This is a genomic window from Paenibacillus terrisolis (genome assembly GCF_056171975.1).
Map to the genome: position 1 here is coordinate 55,344 of NZ_JBKFGG010000004.1, position 17,878 is coordinate 73,221.

General features: G+C 52.0%; 18 protein-coding genes. 3 read left to right on the top strand and 15 right to left on the bottom strand.

Going from position 1 to position 17,878, the window contains the following annotated elements; genetic code table 11:
- Positions 1 to 60: 60 nt before the first annotated feature.
- The 9 genes from ACI48K_RS04340 to ACI48K_RS04380 all read right to left on the bottom strand — a co-directional run bounded on the left by ACI48K_RS04340 (position 61) and on the right by ACI48K_RS04380 (position 9,144).
- Positions 61 to 936 (bottom strand): PHP domain-containing protein, encoded by an 876-nt coding sequence (locus ACI48K_RS04340; protein ID WP_475026235.1) that lies wholly within the window; start codon positions 934 to 936, stop codon positions 61 to 63.
- Between the two features lie 16 nt (positions 937 to 952).
- Positions 953 to 1,858, bottom strand: a complete 906-nt coding sequence (locus ACI48K_RS04345) for a selenium metabolism-associated LysR family transcriptional regulator (RefSeq protein ID WP_475026237.1) — start codon at positions 1,856 to 1,858, stop codon at positions 953 to 955.
- Between the two features lie 110 nt (positions 1,859 to 1,968).
- The gene (locus ACI48K_RS04350; RefSeq protein WP_475026239.1) at positions 1,969 to 2,406 is read right to left on the bottom strand and encodes a hypothetical protein; all 438 of its coding nucleotides are present in this window, start codon (positions 2,404 to 2,406) and stop codon (positions 1,969 to 1,971) included.
- 227 nt (positions 2,407 to 2,633) lie between these two features.
- Entirely contained in the window at positions 2,634 to 2,900 is a 267-nt protein-coding gene (locus tag ACI48K_RS04355; protein WP_475026240.1) for a YlbG family protein, read from the bottom strand.
- A gap of 39 nt (positions 2,901 to 2,939) precedes the next feature.
- A complete protein-coding gene (locus tag ACI48K_RS04360; protein WP_475026241.1) occupies positions 2,940 to 3,377 on the bottom strand; it encodes a YlbF/YmcA family competence regulator in 438 nt (145 codons plus the stop codon).
- Positions 3,378 to 3,490: 113 nt separating this feature from the next.
- Positions 3,491 to 5,422: a helicase-associated domain-containing protein gene (locus tag ACI48K_RS04365; RefSeq protein ID WP_475026242.1), complete on the bottom strand. Its 1,932-nt coding sequence runs from the start codon at positions 5,420 to 5,422 to the stop codon at positions 3,491 to 3,493.
- Complete coding sequence (locus ACI48K_RS04370) at positions 5,419 to 7,164, bottom strand: DNA repair helicase XPB (RefSeq protein WP_475026244.1); 1,746 nt, start codon at positions 7,162 to 7,164, stop codon at positions 5,419 to 5,421. The genes ACI48K_RS04365 and ACI48K_RS04370 overlap by 4 nt, the downstream gene beginning before the upstream one ends.
- A 342-nt stretch (positions 7,165 to 7,506) precedes the next feature.
- Positions 7,507 to 7,929, bottom strand: coding sequence for a CBS domain-containing protein (locus tag ACI48K_RS04375; RefSeq protein ID WP_475026246.1), 423 nt, complete (start codon positions 7,927 to 7,929; stop codon positions 7,507 to 7,509).
- A 45-nt stretch (positions 7,930 to 7,974) separates the two neighbouring features.
- On the bottom strand, positions 7,975 to 9,144 hold the full coding sequence (locus tag ACI48K_RS04380; RefSeq protein WP_475026247.1) for a M20 family metallopeptidase: 1,170 nt from the start codon (positions 9,142 to 9,144) through the stop codon (positions 7,975 to 7,977).
- A gap of 250 nt (positions 9,145 to 9,394) precedes the next feature.
- Here ACI48K_RS04380 and ACI48K_RS04385 point away from each other — a divergent pair, with 250 nt between their 5' ends.
- Both ACI48K_RS04385 and ftsW read left to right on the top strand, forming a co-directional pair.
- Positions 9,395 to 9,736 carry a YugN family protein gene (locus ACI48K_RS04385; protein ID WP_475026248.1) on the top strand — a complete coding sequence of 114 codons (342 nt, stop codon included), beginning with the start codon at positions 9,395 to 9,397 and terminating at the stop codon, positions 9,734 to 9,736.
- A 9-nt stretch (positions 9,737 to 9,745) separates the two neighbouring features.
- Positions 9,746 to 10,996 (top strand): putative lipid II flippase FtsW, encoded by a 1,251-nt coding sequence (gene ftsW / locus ACI48K_RS04390; protein WP_475026250.1) that lies wholly within the window; start codon positions 9,746 to 9,748, stop codon positions 10,994 to 10,996.
- 103 nt (positions 10,997 to 11,099) lie between these two features.
- Here the strand turns inward: ftsW and ACI48K_RS04395 are convergent, their stop codons facing one another.
- Positions 11,100 to 11,462: an Asp23/Gls24 family envelope stress response protein gene (locus tag ACI48K_RS04395; protein ID WP_475026252.1), complete on the bottom strand. Its 363-nt coding sequence runs from the start codon at positions 11,460 to 11,462 to the stop codon at positions 11,100 to 11,102.
- A gap of 167 nt (positions 11,463 to 11,629) precedes the next feature.
- Between ACI48K_RS04395 and cax the strand changes: the two genes are divergently transcribed.
- A complete protein-coding gene (cax, locus tag ACI48K_RS04400; protein ID WP_475026254.1) occupies positions 11,630 to 12,700 on the top strand; it encodes a calcium/proton exchanger in 1,071 nt (356 codons plus the stop codon).
- Between the two features lie 99 nt (positions 12,701 to 12,799).
- Here cax and ACI48K_RS04405 read toward each other — a convergent pair whose 3' ends face one another.
- The 5 genes from ACI48K_RS04405 to ACI48K_RS04425 form a co-directional block, all read right to left on the bottom strand.
- On the bottom strand, positions 12,800 to 13,096 hold the full coding sequence (locus tag ACI48K_RS04405; RefSeq protein ID WP_475026256.1) for an Fpa/YlaN family protein: 297 nt from the start codon (positions 13,094 to 13,096) through the stop codon (positions 12,800 to 12,802).
- Positions 13,097 to 13,311: 215 nt separating this feature from the next.
- Positions 13,312 to 13,557, bottom strand: a complete 246-nt coding sequence (locus tag ACI48K_RS04410; protein WP_475026258.1) for an HPr family phosphocarrier protein — start codon at positions 13,555 to 13,557, stop codon at positions 13,312 to 13,314.
- Positions 13,558 to 13,639: 82 nt separating this feature from the next.
- Positions 13,640 to 14,755 (bottom strand): aminopeptidase, encoded by a 1,116-nt coding sequence (locus tag ACI48K_RS04415; RefSeq protein WP_475026260.1) that lies wholly within the window; start codon positions 14,753 to 14,755, stop codon positions 13,640 to 13,642.
- Positions 14,756 to 14,890: 135 nt separating this feature from the next.
- Complete coding sequence (locus ACI48K_RS04420; protein ID WP_475026262.1) at positions 14,891 to 15,730, bottom strand: hypothetical protein; 840 nt, start codon at positions 15,728 to 15,730, stop codon at positions 14,891 to 14,893.
- Between the two features lie 160 nt (positions 15,731 to 15,890).
- On the bottom strand, positions 15,891 to 17,852 hold the full coding sequence (locus ACI48K_RS04425; protein WP_475026264.1) for a sensor domain-containing diguanylate cyclase: 1,962 nt from the start codon (positions 17,850 to 17,852) through the stop codon (positions 15,891 to 15,893).
- Positions 17,853 to 17,878 lie beyond the last annotated feature (26 nt).

Consider the following 17,878-nt stretch of genomic DNA (forward strand, 5'->3'; position numbering starts at 1 on the left):
TAACAGATCCACGCGCGAGGGCTTTTTACGTGTTGACTAATTAAATTATGGCAACAAGGTTCAGCTCTTGGAGGCGGCTCCCGCGAGTCTTTCCACGATTTCATAAGGAACGGAGCGGCCGCCAAGATCGCCGTGAAAGACGACCCCTTGGCGAACTCCATGATAATCCGATCCTCCCGTGGAGATCAGCCCATACTGATCCGCCATGGCCAAATATCTTCTCTCTTCCTCAGCCCCGTGGTCGGAATGAAACACCTCAATACCTGCGGGGCGGCCTTGTTCCACGATCGACCGAACCAGATCGTCGTCCCCGTACAGCCCGGGATGGGCCAAAACCGGCGCACCCCCGGCTTCACGAACCCAGAGAATCGCTTCCTCAGGGGCAATCCGCGGCATCGAAGCATAACCTGGCTTGCCTTCAGCCAGGTAGCGGTCAAAGGCGTCCCTCATGTCCGAAGCGGCGCCTTTGCGTACCAGTGCGTCGGCAATATGGGGACGGCCCAGGCTTTCGTCCGGACGAAGCGGTCTGGCCAGCCCGTCCTTTACTTCCTGGAGTGTGATTGAAATGCCCAGCCGCTGCAGATTTTCGATGATCCGTTCATTCCGGGAACCCCGCACTTCACGCAGGTAAACCAGCCGTTCCAGCAGCTGTTCGTCCGCATAGTCGATAAAATACCCCAGCACATGGATATCCTTGCCTCCCGCCCGGGTGCTGATTTCAATTCCCGGTATTACGGCGATGCCCAGGCTTTTTCCCGCTTCCAGCGCTTCCTCCACCCCCGCGACCGTATCGTGGTCCGTAACGGCAAGCCCGGACAATCCTTTTTCTTTGGCCAGCCTAACATTTTCGGCAGGCGCATTCATTCCGTCCGATGCCCGGGAATGCGTATGCAAATCGTAATTCCCGCGACCGAATTCAGCCATGAACTCCATCATCTATATACACCTTCCTTTATAAGTCTGACTTATGCTCGCGCAGAAACGTCAGAAATGTAATCGCCGACACCGGCAGCAGCGTTGATTTTAACCGAATGGAGTAAAATTCGCGTTTAAACGCCGCGTCCTCGATCTCAACGACCTTCAACAAGCCAAGCGCCATTTCATGCTTGACGGAAGAAGGGGATATGATCGTAATACCCAGTCCGGCTTCGACTGCGGATTTAACCGCGCCCGTGCTTCCAAGCTCCATTACGGTTTGAATCCGCCCCGGGTCAATTCCCCGGAGTTGAAAGCTCTCTTCCATGACTTGCCGCGTTCCCGAACCCTTTTCCCTTAAAACAAACGGGAACTCAAGCACCTCTTCGAGCTGCACGGCTTGTTTCTCCGATAACGGGTGTCCAGCAGGTACGATGAGCTTCAATTCATCTTCCATTACCGGCTCCGATACCAAATCGGCATGCTGCACCGGAGCTTCAACCAAGCCGAAATTCAACTGATGGCTGACGATTTCCTCGATGATTTGCGTCGTATTGATCACTTTCATCATTATTGAGATATGCGGGTATTTCTGTCCGAACGGGCCGAGCAGCCGTGGCAATACATATTCGCCGATCGTCAAGCTTGCACCGAACTGCAGTCTGCCTTCCAGCATATGAGTGAAACGAGCCATCGTCTCCTCCGTTTCCCGCATCAATTCCATGCTTCGGCGCGCGAAAGGGAACAAGGCATTTCCGGCTTCCGTCAGCTCTATTCTTTTCGTTGACCTTATCAGCAATTTACTGCCGAAATAATCCTCAAGCGATTGAACCTGCATGGTTACCGCGGGCTGCGTCATGTGCAGCGCAGAAGCGGCTTGCGAGAAGCTCCCGCACTCCGCCACGGTGTAAAAAATTTGCAGCTGGTGGAAATTGATCGCCATGCTCAGCCTCCCCCTCCCCAATCTACAATAGCATGTCCCCCCGCACAAAAAAAGCATGCCCGGACGGGCATGCCGACAAATGAGTCCGCTTCCTGACTGCTATAATTTTTCTATCTGCGTTTGCGGCTGTTTTTCATAAGCGTCATTCTCCGGGAATGCCGAAGCCACGAATAATAGGATTTCAAATCCCGCAGTTCAATGGTTTCGGACATGCGTCCCAGGAAGGTAACGATAATCATGCGGTGCATTGGTCTGCCGGCCAGGTCGTACTCTCCTGGAATTTCCGCAAATTCGGCAACCATAACCAGATCGTCGTCCACCAAATAAACGTCTTCTTCATTCCGGTAATAAGGCGTAATTCGTCCCTGCTTCAAACATTCCCATGCCCAGCCCGCGATATGTTCTACTCCGATATTATCCCGGTTGATCCGGTCCTGATATCTGGCCTTGGCATGGTTCGTAATTACGATATCGGCGACTCTTTTATCACCTAAAAGAATATGGAAAGCCTCGTATGTTCCCCAACGTTCCGTCACCCTATCTCTCATGCCGCACCTCGCCTTAATTAGGTCTTTTTAACTAAGCACTTTTACCTATTATGTTACAACATTCCCTAAATTTCTACAAGGGAAGCGTTGCCAGTTCTCAGTTTAAAAGATAACCATTCCTTAAGACCTAGGTGCAATGGCGCGCAAAAGACTTTTTTTCGTTTTTTGACTAAAAAAACAGCAGCCCGAAGGGCCGCTGTTCACCAGAACCGGATCTGACCGGTTTACTATAGTTCTCCGTAATATCGTGCTTTTTCGGAAACGTCCTTTTTGTAGTCCGTTTTGATTTCCCCTCGATAGGATCGTTCGATCTTCCGTACATAAGACAACTTGCGGATATTTCGCATAATGTCTTCCGCGCGTTCCGTGTTCACGTACATGACAACGTAATGCATCTTGCGGGACAAATAATGCACGCTCCCGTATTTGTCCAAATTTCTGGCTGCCTTTAAATCGCTAACCCAAATAATATAGCCTGTGCGCTCCGGAAACATGTCCTCCCCCTCCCGCTTGTCGCCTCAATTTGTTCTTATCTAACCGCAGCTGCAACTGCCGCCGCTTCCGCATCCGCCTTTGGGATTCGGATCATTGCTCGGCACCTTGATCGTATCCGATACCGCGTAAGCGATCGTTTCCGACATTTGATGCAGGATATCGTCGAGCTCGGTTTCGGCCGCTTTGAACTTGTGAACCGCTTCGAATTGTTCCAACTCCAGCTCCACCGCATGTACTTTATCCTTGGCTTCGTGATAGTTGGGATGGAAGTGGCCAAAACGTTCCGTTTCCCGAAAAAGCTCCTTTTGCGCTTCCAGCTTCTTGACGAGAACCTGAATTTCCGCGTTCTCCTCCACTCGGCGCTTCCAATATAGATAATCGGAAACGGCGGTGGAATTATTTATCATATCGCCCAATTCATAGGCGTATGTCAGCAGTTCGGCCATATCGACCGTGTTATTCCCTGTTACGCTCATGAATATTTCAACTCGTTTCTATTACGAATGTTCTACACAAAGTAGACAAAATTATCATATCATAATCTCCTTCCAAGCAGAAGAGGTTCGGCACAGCCAAGACTTGCTTTCTTTTACCGCTGGGGCTCGGGAACAACCAAACGCATGGCTTGCCAATCCTCCGGCGTTAGCACGATCAGTTCATCGGAAAACGCTTCGCCATGGGCTACGATGTGCCCAGGCTCCGGCACTTTGACCTGCACTTTCCAGTTTGCACCGTCTTCCATCTTGACGGGCAAGCATTCAAGCGTTTCCTCGCCAATCTGGAGTATAAGTTTGGAACTCCATTCAAGGGCTTTGCTGACGATTTGGCGGGCGGTGGAAGCATGATAAGCCCTCAATTCCTTCAGCCAGATCGCCGGAATCTCTCTCAGTCCGGGAAATAGCTGCTCTTCACCGGGCAGCTCTTCGTCGCGGTTATAGAAATCGAGGTCGGTACCGCTGAAAATCCAGCCCCGGCTTTTCGCTTGCGACAAGGGAACGTCCGACTCAGCATGGACGGCCGCCTGCGAAACCCCGGCAAGAAAAGGCTCCGGTGCGGATGCAGCTGCATTGCTGCGTTTTTGCGGAGGCAAATGATTTCCCTCCAGCACTTTACCGATCTCCGCCTCTTGCTCCGGATCAACGATAAAATCAAGCGGGCCGATTCGTTCAATCTTCCCCGTCAAACTGGCCAGCGATGCCACTAAGTCGGCCGCATCAAGGTCCGCGCAGCGCAAGAGCAGCTTTTCGGCGAACACGGTCCGGCCCATTTCCCGCCCCCATTGTTCCAGTGCAAGCCGAACCGAATCCGGAACTCCCGCGGAATGCCGCTCCAGGAATTCCAGAACTTGCGCGGGAATTTTGCCTTGTCGTGAAGCTGCCAGCACGGTCGATCGGCTGATTTTGTAGATGGACATCACGTCCATCGCGATATTTTCGCAGCAGGCCTCAAGCTCAAAACGCACTTTAAAAGACACGTCGGGAGGGACGAGTATCTCGAAATCCGGCTGGATAATCAGCTGTCCCGAAGTCAAAGTTTCCCCCGCATCCTTCGCACCGCCTGTCCATGAATCCGCCAGTCCGTCTCGGCCGATCATCCAACGGAATACCGCATGCCCGTCGGTTCCGGCCATCCCCAGCGCAAGCCAGCCCCAACCGCACAAGACGCCGAGCCAGGCATCAAGCCAAGCGCGTTGTTCCGGCGCGACCTGAGCAGGCATCATTCCTTCCAGCTTCAGGGAATGAAGGAGCTCCGGCACCGAAAACCAGACGCCCTCCAATAAGTCCGGTGAGACGAGGCGGTACACGAAATGCTGGAGGACAACGTCAGCCGGGACATAACGCCGGAGCGCTTGGTACAACAGCTCGCGGTTCATTGCGGAATGACTTAGCGCAAGCCAGTCATCCAGCGCGGCACGATCCAAATGCCATGCCGCTGGCTCCTTCGCAATCATGTCAAGCGACAGGAGCATGTCCAATACAACGGCCAGATGGGGAGAATATACCTCCCGGTGGGGATAATTTAAGGAAAGCCCGGCGACTTCCTCCTCTTTGAGCTGCAGTCTGCTTTCCAGCTTCCCCAGTTCCTTTTGATGGATGGTACCCTTGGCCGTTACCTTAAGACCGTTCCCGTCGATCCAGCAGACCGCACGGAACAAATCAAAGGCAAGTCCGGATCCGGCTTCCTTTTTCAGCATCACGGTCTCGGGATTTTCCGGTTCAAGGGGGCGATAATCCCACAGATGCCTGAACCCGAGAATCCCTGACAAAGGAATGTAATACAGCCTTTCCCCCCAGACCTTCTTGACTGCCGCGAGATAACCTGTCCGCAGGAGCATCGGAACGGCCGCACGGATCTCCGCGCCGCTAACCGGACCGGCAGCGGCCGAATCCATCTGGTCCAGCCGGAACGGCAGCCCCGCAAATTTGCGAAACAGAAGCCGCAGCGCGCACTTCGCCGGTTCGGGCAAAGCCGCTTCCTCCCGTCCGTTTGAAAAAAACGACTGCTCGCCTGCAACGCTCATGCCTCCGATACCTCCTTGTTTTCTTGCTCCAAAAGAGGACCCGTATAAAGCTCCGCTTCCTCCCTTTCCGAAATCATGCTGTACTCATAGCCCTGCTCAACGAGGAACAGTTGTCTTCGAAGCGCAAAGTCCTGCTCCCTCGTATCTTCCGACACCAGCGTGTAGAAATAGGCACGGCTCCCGTCCCGCTTCGGACGCAAAATCCTTCCTAGCCGCTGTGCCTCCTCCTGCCGCGAGCCAAAGCTGCCGGAAATCTGGATCGCCACGGATGCATCCGGCAAATCGACCGCAAAATTGGCAACCTTCGACACCGCCAGAACCGGGAGTCTGCCTTCGCGAAATGCAAGGAACAGTTTCCCTCTCTCCTCCTGGGACATGCTGCCCGTTATCAAAGGAATGCCGGTTTCCGTCGCGATTCTTTTTAGCTGATCCAAATACTGGCCGATGATCAGCACTTGCCGGTTTGCATGCCGCTTTAGAAGCTCGCGGATAATCCCGATCTTCCTGTCATTTTCCGCGGCAATCCGAAATTTCTCCCGGCTCCCGGCCTGCAAATATTTTTCACGCAGCAAAGGTGGCATACACACCCGGATTTCCCGGCAATCCACTTCGGCGATAAACCCGGCTTCTTCGAGTGATCTCCAAGGAACCTCGTAGCATTTAGGTCCGATCAGTGAGAAAACATCCTGCTCGCAGCCGTCTTCCCTTACCAGCGTTGCGGTCAACCCCAGCCGCCTTGTAGCCTGAATATCTGCGGTCGCCCGAAAAATCGGCGCGGGAAGCAGATGCACTTCATCGTAAATGATCAAGCCCCAATCCCGTTCATTAAATAGGCGCATGTGTTTGAACTCGTCCTCTTTTTTCCCGCGATGGGTCAAAATTTGGTACGTTGAGACCGTAACGGGCTTGACCTGTTTTTTCTCTCCGGAATACTCGCCTATTTCATCCGCGGTTAGGGTCGTTTTATCCAGCATTTCGGAGATCCACTGGCGGACGGAGGTAATGTTGGACGTAAGAATAAGCGTTTCGCATTGCAGCTTCTCCATAGCGGCGAGTCCGATGACGGTTTTACCCGCTCCGCAGGGAAGCACAAGCACGCCGCTGCCTCCCTTTCCCTGTTCGCCGTGGAAAGCGTTCGCTCCCTTTGCTTGATACGGCCGAAGCCGGAAAGGATGCCCGCTTTGCGTTTTCGAACGCAGCGCAAAAGACAAGGTTCGTCCGCTGTGATAACCGGCTTCGTCAAGCACTGGATACCCCAGCCGGGCAAGCTCTTGTTTCAATAAACCGCGAAACCCGGCAGGCAGCTTCATGCGAAACCGGTCGTGTTCGTCCCGTTCAAGCCGAAAGCTCTCCAGGCTGCTTTGTTTTTCTAGCGCATCCAGGATCGCGGGATCATCTCTTAGGCATTCCAGCCAGAGCCAGCTCCGTTCATGCTCGGGATAATGCAGCCGAAGCGCGCCGTATCTTCCCATCCACATGCGAATATCGGAGGCAACGCCGCCATGCAGCTCATAGCGGGCCATTCGCTTCAGTCCGGAAATGACTTCGTCCGCGCTTAGCCCTTCGGCAGCCGCGTTCCATAACGAGAGCGGAGTTATCCGGTATGTATGATATAAGGGCGGACTTTTCACGAGTTCGGCGAACCGGGCAAGCTGCCCCCTGGCTTGCTCGAATCCGGCATGGTTTTTCTCGAGCAATACGGTAAAATCCCGCTGGACGATGCAGGCTCCCGCTTCATTCATGTCCCCACCTTCTTTCACGTTTAAGCTGTTGAAGCTATATAAATTGAACCAAAGATTGAATACGTATAGCGGCCAGCCGTATGAAATGTTCTTTCGATCGCTGTTTTTTGCAAATGGAGTAGAAATCCGGTCATAAAGGCGAACGAATCCTATGCTTCCGATGCAGCTTTCTTTCAGAAAGCTTTTAGCTTCTGCCAGAACATTTCAACCTCTTGCCAAGTTACTTTTTTATTGGTTCAACATATATAGTCAAGTTTACAGTAAGTTCACAGAAAAAGAAGTCCGGCGGCGACTGCCGCGAACTTCTTCTTCCGTGCGTGTATCAGCCGCGCTTGCCCGAAATCAATGCACCTGCTGCGAAATGTCGGACAAAGCTTCACCCGCGTTATCCGCGAAAATATGCCGTACCGCCAAATCTCCGATTGAGACGATTCCGACCAAGCGATCCCCGTCGCATACCGGAAGACGGCGAATTTTCTGCTGGGCCATCAGTTCGGCGGCCTCGTCGACCGAAGTGTCGCGGGTAGCCGTTTTGATGCCTTTCGTCATTACCGTATCCACGGCAGTCGATCCGGGACGCTTCTCGGCAATGCAGCGGATGACCAAATCGCGGTCGGTCAGAACGCCGATCAATTTATCTCCGCCCTCGACTACCGGAATAAAGCCGGTGTCATGCTCTTTCATTTTCACCGCGGCTTCATAAACATTGTCCTGAGGAGTTACGGTAACCACGCTATCCGTCATGATCTCGCTAACTTTTTTCAACTAATATCCCTCCTTCGGACATAGAGTTCCAACATCGGAGAGTTATTATGCGTGTTCTTCCTGATAGGATTCCGCCAGCGCAATCAGCAGTTCCGCGGCGTGAAGCATGGATTCCTCATCAATGTCGAATTTCGGATGGTGATGCGGATAAACGATCTCTTTCTCGGGATTGCCGGCGCCCACGAATACGAAGCAGCCCGGAATCTGCTGCAAATAGTAGGAGAAATCCTCTGCGGGCATGATTTTGGGCGAGATTTCCGCCCGCAGCCCGGCCTTGGAGGCAGCCTCCGTATAGAAGCGCTCAAATTCTCGCACATCGTTGACCAGGCAAGGATATCCCATCATATAATCAATCGCGGACTCTGCCCCGTAAGCCGTCGCGGTGCCTTCCGCCATCGCATGAATGCGATCGCGAATCACCCCGCGCGTCTCCTCGCGGAAGCAGCGGACGGTTCCGGCCAGCCGGCAGCGGTCCGCGATGATGTTCTGCGCCGTGCCGCCCTGAATCGAACCGATCGTCACAACGGCTGGATCGAGCGGGTCGACGGAGCGGCTGACTACACTCTGCAGTTGCAGCACAAGCGCCGAAGCCGCAACAACGCTGTCGACCGTCTTGTGCGGCATTCCGCCATGACCCCCGCGGCCCTGAATGTCGATGAAAAATTCGTCGGTGGAAGCCATGAGGGGGCCTGCCGAGCTAGCGGCCGTACCTACGGGAATCGGCGTCCAGAGATGCACGCCGTAAATGACGTCGACGCCATCCAGCACGCCGTCCTCAATCATCGATTTGGCACCGCCGGGGCAGCATTCCTCTGCCGGTTGAAAGATCAGGCGGATTTCACCGCGCAGCCCCTCTTTATGACTGCTGAAATACTCCGCAATGGCAAGCAGCGTAGCCGTGTGCCCGTCATGCCCGCAAGCATGCATGACGCCCGGAACCTGCGAAGCGTATTCGCAAATTTTCTCGTCCTGGATCGGCAGCGCGTCCATATCCGCCCGAATCGCCACCGTTTTTCCCGGCAAGTTTCCGTGAATCTTCCCGACAAGCCCGAACCCGCCGACGTTTTCGGCAGTTTCAATTCCGAGTTCCCGCAAAATACCGGCGATATAAGCCGAAGTTTCCTTTTCCATAAAAGACAACTCCGGGTGACGGTGCAAATACCGCCTGCGTTCGACCATCGACGGAAATAAGGCCTCCAAAGCTTGAAGTTCCATTAGGCACGCCTCCTTGTTCAAAAATTCCGCCAAGCGCGCTCGATCTGCCGGAATTTAACTTTTGTTCCATTGTAGCAGAAAAGAGATTTTGGAGTAAGAGAGGCCGGCATCCATGCATGAATAGAAAAAATTAAATGAAGTCTTCCTCTTTTTCAAGGCTTTCCCATGCTTGCGCATGGGGTGGAAACATAATATCATGGGAAGGGAAATGATAAATTGATCACGTTATTTGAAGGGGGTTTCCCATAAGATGATCGTTGAAAACACCGGCCTGAACGGATTGAAAAGCGACCTGGCGTACCTCGACGAATCCGCCGAAAAAATCGGATTTGTCCGTTGGCAATGGGAGTATTACCGCGCTACATACGATTACAAAATCGAATTTGATAATAACGATTACTTTCTTCGAATCAACACGCGTGCCGTGGAAGGCAAATTGGAGCGTCCTGACACGGTACTGGCGATTGAAGCGGTTTATATGGGGCGGGCCACTTTCCCCCATGGCCTGGAATACGAATCGGAGATTCCCGCGCTCGTCATGAAAACCGCCAATCTTAAACTGACCGAGCTTAAAGAACTTCTCGAGGCGTAAAGAACAGTTATGAGAGACAGCAACGAAGAAGCGCCGAGACGAGGGACTCCCGATTTCCAATTGCTCATCCTCACTTTGCTGATGGTGGGTTTCGGGATTGTCATGGTGTTCAGCTCCAGTTCAAGCACCACGTTGGTCAGCGAAAAATTCGGCTATGATCCGATGTATTTTACGAAGAAGCAGATTATTTTCGCGGGAATCGGCCTTTTGGGCATGCTCGTGACCATGAATATCCGCTTCGAAAAATTCAAAAAGTTATTTGTCCCCGTGTTCATTTTGGCTATCGTGATGCTGCTTCTCGTTCCGTATATCGGCGGCAACGCTAACGGCGCGACCAGTTGGTTTATGATCGGCACGCTGGGCATCCAGCCGACGGAGCTTGCCAAAATCACGACCATTTTGTATTTGTCCGCTTTGATTTCCAAAAAGGGCGAACGCTTCCGGGATTTGCGGACCGGGTACATTCCGGTTATGGTCATCGTCGGCATTGTTGCCGGACTGATTATGCTTCAGCCCGATTTGGGCTCCTGCCTCATTCTGGTGGCCACCGCCGGGCTGATCATTTTTGCCGGGGGAGCCGATCTGAAGCACATCTTGGGTTCGATCGCCTTGCTTGTCCTTGGCGCGAGCCTGGTGATGGGAGCCGGCGCCCTTTGGGACAAAATCAACCCGAGCGATAATGCCTCGGGAAACAACTACAAAGAAGGACGGATCCAGGCATATCTCAATCCCTGGGAGGATCCCCAAGGCAACGGATACAATCTGCTGCAGTCGATGACGGCCATCGGGCATGGCGGATTGACCGGCACCGGCTTTGGACAAGGCATTCAAAAGCTGAATTACCTGCCGAACGCGTATAACGACTTCATCTTTTCCGTCATCGGCGAAGAATTCGGATATATCGGGACAACCCTTTTTCTGCTCTTTTACATTTATTTTATCTGGAGGGGAATTATCATATCCCTTCGTTCTCCGAGTATGTTCGGCACCTTGACGGGGGTTGGCATCATGGGATTGATCGCCATTCAAGCCTTCGTCAATATCGGCGGCGTGACCAGAACGATCCCGATCACGGGGGTTACGTTGCCTTTTATCAGCGCTGGGGGGTCTTCCCTGCTGGTTATGATGGTCGCAATGGGAATCGTGCTCAGCATTTCGCGGGAGTCCGCTCTCCCCGCCAAACTGGAGCGTACCAAATCCGTTGTGATGAGAGAGGCTACTCCGTTTGAACTGAACAGGAGCAGACGCCATCAAATCTAATCGTCTCAACTTAAAAAAGACTACGGGAACCGGGTTCCCGTAGTCTTTTGTTTTGGATTGCTAAATGATTCGGTCCTTCAATTCATAATTTAAGCCAGGGTGCTTAAACCTCGTCATCCTTAAAGGCGACGCTTTCGACCTTCACGTTGACTTCCACGATTTTAAGCCCCGTCATGCTTTCCACGGCTTCGCGGACATTTTGCTGCAGCATCCGGCATACTTCGTGAATCGGAGTCTCATATAAAACGATAATCCGTAAATCGATCGCCGCTTCCAACTGACCGACTTCCACGGTGACGCCCTTTTGCACATTTTTCCCGCTTAAGCGTTTGGCCCATCCTTCGGACAGCCCGCCGGACATGGCTGCGACCCCCGGCGTTTCCAGCGCCGCCATTCCTGCAATTTTGGCTACAACCTCGTCTGAAATGCGAATCATCCCACTATCGAGTTGCAGTTGTTCGGTCATGGTCAACCCTCCTTCAACCTCGTTAAAAACATTGTAAATCGTAATTCCATTTTAAGCAAATATAGACCTTTTCCGCATTTTTCGTTTATAATCATCCCATTACTTGGTTATATTTAAATTTGAACTGAACACGCGTTTTTAACAAATTTCATTCTTCGAGGTGCAAAATGAAAAAATATGTTTCCCCTGGCTTGCTTGTTATTTTCTTTCTGCTTAGCGCCATTGGGCATTTCGCCCATTTCCCCGATACGCTGCAGTTTATCATTTCCGCCATCGCCGTGATTTTCGTAGCCGGGTTCCTCGGCAAAGCGACGGAAAGCGTGGCTCATTACGCAGGGCAACGCCTGGGCGGATTTCTGAATGCGACCTTCGGAAACGCGGCTGAGCTGATTATCGGGATCCTGCTCGTCAAGGAAGGACTCTTCGATATGGTGAAGGCGAGCATCACGGGCTCGATTATCGGCAACCTGCTGCTGGTGCTGGGCCTAAGCTTGTTCACCGGCGGCCTCAAATATAAAGTGCAAAAATATAACGTGGCGCTGGCCGGTATGAACGGCTCCTTGATGATCGTGGCGATCATCGCTTTGTTCGTTCCCGCGATTTTTCTTCAGACCCACGTTCTTCATGATGGAGACCGGACTGTCTTAAGTTTGATCGTGGCCGGCGTCCTTATTGTTTCTTATTTGCTCTGGCTGGTATTCTCCATGATCACGCATAAGAAATATTTAGCCGACCTCACGGAGGACGAAGACGAAGAGCTTCCTCACGAGCATGAGCCTGCCTGGTCGAAAAGCCGCTCCGTTATTTACCTTGTGGTTGCCACCGTCATGGTCGCCTTCGTCAGCGAATGGCTTGTACATACTTTGGATTCGTTCACCGCAAAATTCGGACTCAGTGAACTTTTCGTCGGAGCTTTTGTCGTCGCGATCGTCGGCAACGCCGCCGAGCACAGCGCGGCGGTCATGCTCGCTTTGAAGAACAAAATCGGCGCAGCCGTGGAAATCGCGGTCGGCAGCAGCTTGCAAATCGCTTTGTTCGTCGCTCCTGTGCTCGTTTTCGTCAGCCATATCTTCGGCAACCCGATGGATATCGTGTTTACGGTGATCGAGCTAGCCGCCATCGGCGTATCGGTTTTCATCGCCAAATCGATTACCCAAGACGGCCAGACCAACTGGTACGAAGGTTTGCTGCTGCTTGCGGTATACATTATCCTTGGCGCTTCCTTCTATCTCGTCTAAGGGTTGATAGGCATCAAAAGCAAACAAGCGTATGACTCTCGGGGGATCCGGGTCATACGCTTGTTGTTATATGGTCTGGCTTGTATACGCACCGTTCTCTCAAACAGGCTTCTCTTTATTGTTCATGGCTTCGTAGAGCGAGGCCAAATTCCGTTCCAGTCTGCTGATGATCTGCTTGCCCACCGGCTCCTGAATCAACCCGATACGTACTGCGTAGTCGACTTGTCTGGAGAAACCGTACATTTGGGTGTCCAGCACTTCCTCATAGAGAGGGCAGTAACGCGTGGCCAGGTTCTCCATCTGTACTTCGATCAGCTTTTCTATTTTATCTGCGTCTTCTTTAAGCAGATTAAGCGCTTTAAGATTGAGTTGCTCCTGCAAATCAGATGAAGTCATGCTTCTTCCCCCCTATGTCCAAAATCGTTACTCATCTACTCTATTCTTAATATTAGTCGAAAATGAAGGGCAATACAAGAACCTCTGCAAATTAAGCTTTTCCCCGCCCGAACCTAAAATCCCTTCCGCAAAGCGAACCTCGCATTAAAGATGAGTCAGGAACTTATCAAAAAACACTCCCGCCGATTTAGGCAGGAGTGTCTCTCTCTTCGCAATTATTCCGCTACCACTTTCACGTTCAAGCCGTGTTTGGCAAATACTTCGGTTACAGCTTTCTTAGCTTCATCGGCATCCGGACCATGAACATGCAGTTCATAGCTTTGCGTATTCACGAGTGTAGTAAAGAGGCCGAGAATACTTTTTACGTCGATATACTTGTTGTCAGCTTGCAATACAATGGAAGAAGTAAATTTGCCTGCTGTTTGGGCAATTTCCACTACCGCTTCATTGTTCGTGGCCATAGAGATCCCTCCGTGATTTACTTTGGAATTAGCATACCCTAATGATACATTGAATCCGCTTTCCTAGCAAGGAGATTTCTTGTTATTTCAGGTTTTCCGGGTTCAAAGGCAACAGTTCCGGAAGGACGAAAATACCGTCTTTGCGGATCAGCACATCGTCAAAATAGATCTCGCCGCCGCCGTAATCTTCGCGCTGAATCAGCACCAGATCCCAGTGGATGGATGAACGGTTGCCGTTGTCCGTATCTTCATAGGCTTGCCCCGGCGTAAAGTGCAAGCTGCCGGCAATTTTCTCGTCGAACAAAATGTCTTTCATCGGGTGCAGGATGTACGGGTTGAAGCCGATCGCAAATTCCCCGATGTGTCTTGCCCCTTCGTCCGAATCCAGAATTTCGTTGATCCGTTTCGTATCGTTGCTGGTCGCTTCTACGATTTTCCCGTTTTCGAAGCGGAACTTGATGTTTTCAAAGGTTACCCCGTTGTACAGCGTAGCTGCGTTATAGCTGATCGTGCCGTTCACGGAATCTCTCACCGGAGCACTGTATACTTCACCGTCCGGGATATTCTTTTGGCCGGAGCATTTCTCGGCGCCGATATTTTTGATCGAGAAGGAGATGTCCGTTCCCGGTCCGACGATGTGTACTTTATCGGTGCGTTTCATTAAATCCGCCAAGGCATCTTGAGCGCGGTCCATTTTGGCGTAATCCAGATTGCATACGTCAAAATAGAAATTTTCGAAGGCTTCGGTGCTAATGTTGGCGAGCTGCGCCATGCTTGCGTTCGGATAGCGAAGCACCACCCACTTCGTGCGTTTAACCCGTTCTTCGCTATGTACCGGATGAGAGTAAAGCGAGTTGTACAGCTTCATTTTGTCCTCAGGCACGTCGGACATGTCGTTGACGTTGGAGCCGGCGCGAATCCCGATGTAGCAGTCCATCATTTGCATGCGCTTGAGGTCATATTCCGCCCAAGCCTTGATGCCTTCTTCGGTGGTCGCTTTCAATTGCGTGCCTTGCACGGCCTTGTCCGTAATCTCCACAAAAGCGTTTCCGCCCTTTTTGCCTACTTCTTCGATGACGGCTTTGAGCAAATCGCGCTCGTCCCCAATCATTTCAACCAGCACGTTCTCGCCCGGCTGCACATTGACGGAGTAACCGACCAGATTCTCCGCCAGTTTCTGAATTCTAGGATCTCGCATTGCGATTAACGCCTCCTCAAAAAATATAGCGGGCTTTTTGCCCGGCTCAAACCGGGAACCCGCGTGGCTAACCATTGGTTAATTCTTCTCTATTGTAGCACGGCCATCCCGGGAAGTCAGCCATGCCACGATGTGTCATTTATAATTTCCGAAGCGGTTGTCCGTAAACAACACCTCCTGCTCCGAAGCACCAAATACATTGGGATAGATCACCTGCGTCTCTGACGTAAGCCTTGAGGGAAGGCCCGTTTTACTGTTGATCGTCAGGTGGTAGACCACATCCGTCTCCATTTGCGAGAGCTTCAGGGCAAGCTGTTCATTGCCCGTCGTCCAAATGCTTGACAATTCTTTTTCGGCCCGGTTCCGCTGCTTCGCCGAAAGCCCAGCCAACTTGCTGTCCCAGCCGCCCTTCAGGCTCTCCATCTCTTTCTCCAATCTCGCTGCGATTCTCTCCTTGGCTTCGGCCGGATCAAGCTCGATCCGCAGCACTTTTGTTCCCCGGGCTGCACCGCTTTCGGCTTTGATCGTTTTTTTCAATTCCCGGATATCCTGCAATTGATCCAGCGGATTAAACCGGGACATGCTCCGGGCAAGAACGTCCCCCTCGTTTCCTTGCAGCGTCCAGCTCCCTCCTTGCCACAGCAGCTTAACCTCATGAGCGGAAGAAGCTTGAGCTTTTACTCCGGCGGCTTGAGGAAGAGGAGTGACCTCTCCTTGGGGAACCACAGTACGCATGCTCAGCTCATGATGACGTTTCAGTTGTCCCGTATAGCTCCAGCTTTCTTCCTCCGGTGGCTGATCTCCCCGCTGCAGCGCCGCATAGCCGTGAAAGGTCAACGCATCGCTTCCCGCAAGCCCCGCCCATGTCAAATTGAACCACTCTTCCGGAGATTTTTTACCCTGCAGCCCGCAGCCGGATAGAATCGTCAATACGATTCCCGCTATAATGATCTTTCGACATCGCCACACGCCCATATCACTTAAGCGCCCCTCGTTTTCGAAGATACACCTTGTTTGCCTTTTAACCGTTCGGAAATGAGATGTTCAGCTGTAGCCTGTCCCGCGGCCTGTAAAACTATGCGAAAAAAAGAACGCCTTTCGGGCGCTCCGACGGATCCGGTGATTTCCTTCACATTCATGCATAGTCGCGATCGGCGACCTGCGTTTGGTTTCTTCCGTTATTTTTCGCTTTATACAAGGCCATGTCCGCTTGATAAAAAAGCGACTCAACGCTGACTTTGTCGTCCGTCCGAACCCATTCGGCAATACCGCATGAAACCGTGACCTGAGGGTCCGTGTCCATCGCAACACGGAGCCGAATCGTTTCCGCCACCTCATATCCGTTATCCGCATCGGCTCCCGGCAAATAAATAGCCAATTCCTCCCCGCCCCATCGTGCCGCGACGTCGGTTTTACGGATCGAACTTCTAATGATGGAGCACACCTGCTTCAAGATTTTATCGCCGGTCTGGTGTCCAAATGTATCGTTTACCTGCTTGAACTGATCGATGTCCACGATGATGAGCGAGCCGGTCACATCTTTCTTCTGAAACTCCTGAATCGCATCGTCCACGTAATGGCGAGCGTAAAGTCCTGTCAGCATGTCCCGGTTGGCCATGCGGCGCACCTCGGCATGCAGCGAGGCATTGGCGATGGCAAGACCGATATGTGAAGCCAGAAGCTGAAGCAGCTTGTAATTGTCGTATGAAAAAAATCGGCTTTGCCGATGAGCAAGCAAAATCGCCCCGTTAACCGCGCCCCGAACGATTAAAGGTGTCGCAATCAACGACCGCGCCCCTGTCATCTCCATCATTTGGGAGTTGACTTTACCGTAAGCCCGATAGTCCGACAGGATGATCGGTTCATGCGTGGAATAAACAAGACCGCTGAACCCATAGTCCTTCGGGAAAAATTGATTGGAAAGCTCAGGAACGTTGCTTGACATAATTTCAAAGGTTCCGTTCTCCGGGTTGAGCTGCGAGATACAACAAAACTCCGCTTTGAGGATCGAAAGCAGCTCTTCCGTCGCAAACTTGAAAACTTCCTTCAACCGCAGGCTTTGATTAAGCCGTTTGGTTAGTTCATTGATCAGCCTGAGTTCGCCGATCAGCAAATTGGACTGCTCGTACAGCTTGGCATTCTCGAAGGCCGTTCCCGCCGTGTCCGCCAGCATGCTGATCAGTTGAACGTCAACCTCATCGATAATATCCCGTCCGATCAGCAGATGAAACACGCCGTAAACGCCTTGTTTGCCGATCAGCGGTACCGCTATTTCCAATTCGGGTTTCCCGTCGGCGTCCTGCCTCTCTTTACGCAGCAACCGTCCTTCCATAAAGGCGCTTACGCACATCCGGTTTCCCTCTCCTTGAAGCTGTAAGGATTTAACGCGAGGATCGCGGCTGTGATGGTCTTGAGACATCAACAGCTCAAGCTGGGCGTCGGGATACATTCCTGCAACGGTTTCGAAAATTTCCGTCAACACAGAGTCGACGTCAATTTTGTCATGAAGCTTCTGCACCACCCGAAACAGCATGGAACGACGATTCTCCTCGCGTTTGGCCTTTTGCTGAACCTGCAGCAGATCGGACACGAGCAAAGCCTCCAGACTTTTATAAAAGCATGTCCGAAAATGCTGCGCAGCCGATTTTACGAGCTTAACCGCCACAGGGGCATCATAGCCCGCCATACGGCAGCCGAGCAGGGCAAATAATTGAGGCTCAGTACGCGTAAAAATCGGTGCTACCACAATCAGCGCTTCCTGATGAGGAAAGGCAACAACCGTGCGATCCGAAACACACCGAACCGCCGCTTCCCGTAATATCTGTACTTTGTCTTCACTTATTGGACCACCGTTCCCGGATAATTCATACTCGCTTACGAATATTTCTGCTTGATGGTCCATAACGAAAAAACGGGCTTCATCGTTATCGTAAAGCTCGTTCGTCTGGGAGCGCCAATCTTCATATCCGTTCAGGATCAGCGGTTTTATGTAAGGATAGTCATATTCCGTAATATCAATCAGCTGTAGCCATGACATTTCCGTTGTATGTTCTCTATCTTCAAGCATCGGCAGGCTGAAAGCATTATTCATATTCATCGCCGGGTTACCCCTGGATTGGTCTA